Source organism: uncultured Clostridium sp. (assembly GCF_934754915.1).
Classification (GTDB): domain Bacteria; phylum Bacillota; class Clostridia; order Clostridiales; family Clostridiaceae; genus Clostridium.
The window spans coordinates 1-3,513 of record NZ_CAKVKB010000242.1 but is presented as its reverse complement, the minus strand read 5'-3'; the positions used below and the strand labels follow the sequence as shown (position 1 = coordinate 3,513).

The 3,513-nt window shown below is 27.3% G+C and carries 5 protein-coding genes and 1 pseudogene; 3 read left to right on the top strand and 3 right to left on the bottom strand.

What is annotated here, in order from left to right:
• Positions 1–315 precede the first annotated feature (315 nt).
• The 3 genes from Q0F58_RS18205 (at position 316) to Q0F58_RS18195 (ending at position 1,793) form a co-directional block, all read left to right on the top strand.
• Positions 316–519: a hypothetical protein gene (locus Q0F58_RS18205; protein ID WP_294379290.1), complete on the top strand. Its 204-nt coding sequence runs from the start codon at positions 316–318 to the stop codon at positions 517–519.
• 85 nt (positions 520–604) lie between these two features.
• Positions 605–895: a helix-turn-helix domain-containing protein gene (locus Q0F58_RS18200; protein WP_294379288.1), complete on the top strand. Its 291-nt coding sequence runs from the start codon at positions 605–607 to the stop codon at positions 893–895.
• Positions 888–1,793, top strand: coding sequence for a reverse transcriptase family protein (locus tag Q0F58_RS18195; protein WP_294379286.1), 906 nt, complete (start codon positions 888–890; stop codon positions 1,791–1,793). Before Q0F58_RS18200 ends, Q0F58_RS18195 begins: the two co-directional genes overlap by 8 nt.
• Positions 1,794–1,937: 144 nt before the next feature.
• Here the strand turns inward: Q0F58_RS18195 and Q0F58_RS18190 are convergent, their stop codons facing one another.
• The 3 genes and pseudogenes from Q0F58_RS18190 to Q0F58_RS18180 form a co-directional block, all read right to left on the bottom strand.
• The gene (locus Q0F58_RS18190; RefSeq protein WP_294379284.1) at positions 1,938–2,198 is read right to left on the bottom strand and encodes a hypothetical protein; all 261 of its coding nucleotides are present in this window, start codon (positions 2,196–2,198) and stop codon (positions 1,938–1,940) included.
• A 66-nt stretch (positions 2,199–2,264) separates the two neighbouring features.
• On the bottom strand, positions 2,265–2,657 hold the full coding sequence (locus Q0F58_RS18185; RefSeq protein WP_294379283.1) for an HNH endonuclease: 393 nt from the start codon (positions 2,655–2,657) through the stop codon (positions 2,265–2,267).
• 519 nt (positions 2,658–3,176) lie between these two features.
• A pseudogene (locus Q0F58_RS18180) lies at positions 3,177–3,437 on the bottom strand (tyrosine-type recombinase/integrase); the annotation flags it as partial.
• Positions 3,438–3,513 lie beyond the last annotated feature (76 nt).

Here is a 3,513-nt window from a genome sequence, read left to right as displayed (position 1 = left end):
AAATATTGAAAAATATGAACTAGAATAAAATTACAGTGATGTTAATTTATATTAACAAGGTTTTTCCCCTAAATTGGAGTGAGTTTAGATTCACTTGTGGAGCAGCAATAATGCTCTGATTTATTTGTGTTGGGATAGCATCTATTCACGGACTGATGAGTGAAGCTTGCTAAGCTATACAATGGCCAGTCACAAGCGGGAGCTTTGTGCCTGGCGGCAATTTTATTAGACAGATTTTGTGCCTTGCATGTACCTTCTCTTTTCGCGGGAGGCTACTTAAAAAATATTATAAGTAGTTGAAGGGAGTTTGTTATCATGAAAAAAAATAAAAACAATAAGAGAAATAATAAAAATCATTGTTCTTGCAAGGCGGTTTCTATGAAAAAAGGAAAGAAGAAGAAGTTCCTAAGAGGATTTATAAAAAAGCATTCGAAGCAAATTTTTAAGTATTCTATAAAAGCACTTGAAGTTGTAAAGATAGTTGCTGATTTATATTTTAAGTTTAAAGGAATCAAATAAATCTTTTTTCATAGAAATCTGTCTAATTTTGAATTTAAGTACAACTAGTACATTATATATATTAGATAGGAAGGAGATTATTTAATTGGGTGAAGTTTTAAAGAAAATTAGAATGATATATGGATATAAAGCAAAAGAAATGAGTACACTTCTAGAAATATCTCCTAGTTATCTATCTGAAATTGAAAATAATAAAAAGAAACCATCTTTAGATATATTAGAAAAGTATTCAGAAATTTTTCAAATAAAAGTATCATCAATAATAGCAATGTCAGAGAATTATAATGAAGATTTAAAGAATAATCTTAGCATAAATAAAATAATGATAAAACTTATGAATTATTTTGCTGCTTTACATGGAGATGATAATGATTAAAAAATATGATATTTCTCAAAGTCCGCTATATAAATTGAAAAATAAAAGAAAACTAGAACAGATAATTGAATTAAATAAATACGAATTAAATAAATTTAAAGAGTGGAATACATATAAAGTTGGAAAAATCCCTAAAAAAGATGGAGATTTTAGAGAGATTAATAAGCCTAATTATAAATTAAAAAGAGTGCAAAAAAAACTTCAGATGTTATTATCTAAAATTAAAAGACCTGAATGGTTAATATCTGGAGAGAAAAATAAATGTTATATAAATAATGCTGAGTATCATATAGGAGCTAAATACATAATAACAGCAGATATAAAGAAATTCTATGACAACTGTACTAGAGAATACGTTTATATGTCATTAATTAATAAATTCAAAATGTCAAATGATATTGCGGGAATTGTTACCGATATAGTAACCCATAATCAAGGTATACCAACAGGAGCGTCGACTAGTCAATTAATAGCTTATTATGCATATGAAAATATGTTTAATGAAATAAATATAACTGCTAATAAATATGGATGTAAGTTTTCTTTATTTGTAGATGATATGACATTTTCCAGTGTAAATCCTATAAATGTACAAGCATTAAAAAGAGATATCGATATTATTTTACGTAAATATGGACACAGATTGAAATCTAATAAGTTTAAATATTTTTCTAAGGATGAGGATAAGCTAATAACAGGGGTTACGCTTAAACCTAATAATGATTTAGCTGTATCTAATAGACTTCGATATAATATAATTAATGATTTCAAGACTATAAAATATAAAAAAGGTTTAAATAGTGATTTGCCAAAATTAAAAGGAAGAATAGCAGCAGCTAAAATGATAGAAAGAAATATATTTCCTCAGATAACTAGTTATGTTTCAAGCTTAAAGTAAAGAGAAATAGTTGTTTTGGAAACGAATTTTAATATTCTCATTTAGGGAATTATTTATGAATTATTATGGGTTGTACGGTGTTATCTATTATAAAAAAAGTCCCTCCAATTAGGGGGGGCTATTATTTATATTAACTTATTATTTTTATTTTATTTCTTTCACATAATGTTTGAATCTACGGTTACAATGAGGACATGTAGATATTACTTCATTTGTGATAGTTGTATTAGCTTTTGACTTAGAATGAGAACCTCCACTAACACCTAGTGGAGTATTAATAATAACATCGGTAATTATTCCGTCTGATTCAAATTTAAATTTCTCAGAACATAATGGACATTTTACTATTCCTGTTAAGTTACCATTCTCATTTCTCTTTATAAATCTTTCTTGATTGTCAATCATATAAGTTATCTCCTTCATTAATTTTTCATATTAAAAATATGATACTAAAAGATGATTTATTCAATATTAGATCAACTTTTCTTCTGACACTCTTACTAATTCAATTAATTCTTTTCTTTTAATCTGTCCATGCTCTGCCATACTATGATGATATGTACATAAGCAAATCAGATTATCATCGTTAAGCCTACGGGTATAATCTTCATTAATAGGTACGATATGATGGGCTTGAACTTTATTATTATATTGTCTTGGTAACGTGTTATGTAGGTTCCTAATGTATATCTGACATAATGCTTTATCACGATTAATTATATCTTTACGCTTGTCTCTCCAAGCCTTTGTATTACGAAATTTACTAGCTATTGTTTCTTTCTTAGCATATACTTTCTTAATATTATTATTGCATTTAAAACCTCTTTCATGAATTCTACCGCATTTACTGCAACTTACTAACATATTATTGTTCCTTTCTTTTCTTTAGTGTATTATTTTATATGGTGACAATTAAGTGACAGAATAGAACGTCAACCTTAAAGTATTGATATTACTAGCTTTAAGAATAAATGGCAAAGTGACAACTAATTATAGAGAAAATATTAAAAATATTGTGTTTTTCAGACCAATTATTATATAGAATTGATTAAAATGTTTTAATTATGGTGGCAGAGTTTGAGTTTGCCACTAATTTGCCACCAATGTACGAGTTATATAAAAATATGAATAAATATAATATATATTGAAACGATGATTAAATTCCTTTAAAGTGGCTATTTATAAGGGCTAATATGATATGTTAATAGCTGATATAAGCCGATTTATGATTATGCTAATACACACGCCTCATGCCGAAACTGTAGTTAAGCTAATTAAGAAATAGAGCCATTTATAAGGATTTTTGCAGGCGAGAATTTGTCGCCTGCCGACGATTTGCCGACGAAATTTTTATCTTGTCGACAAGTCGTCATTTTTATTTTCTTAATAAGATGTCGGTAATTTCTCACTTATTGTTTCAAAAATACTAACAGTACTATTTCTCATGTTTTCTGTAACATGAGAATAAGTATCCATAGTTGTGGAAAGTTTACTATGTCCTAATCTTCTTTGAATATCTTTTATATTTGCACCTTGTTCAAGAAGAAGGGTTGCATGAGTATGTCTTAAACTATGCATTGAAAATTTAATTCCTAATTCATAATTTACAACTCTACTTAGATATTTATATGAGTCAATAGTAATATGGATTGTCAACACTTTTTAATACATTTTTTATTCGGTCATATTTGCAAGTCTATACTCAACTGGAGTCATATAG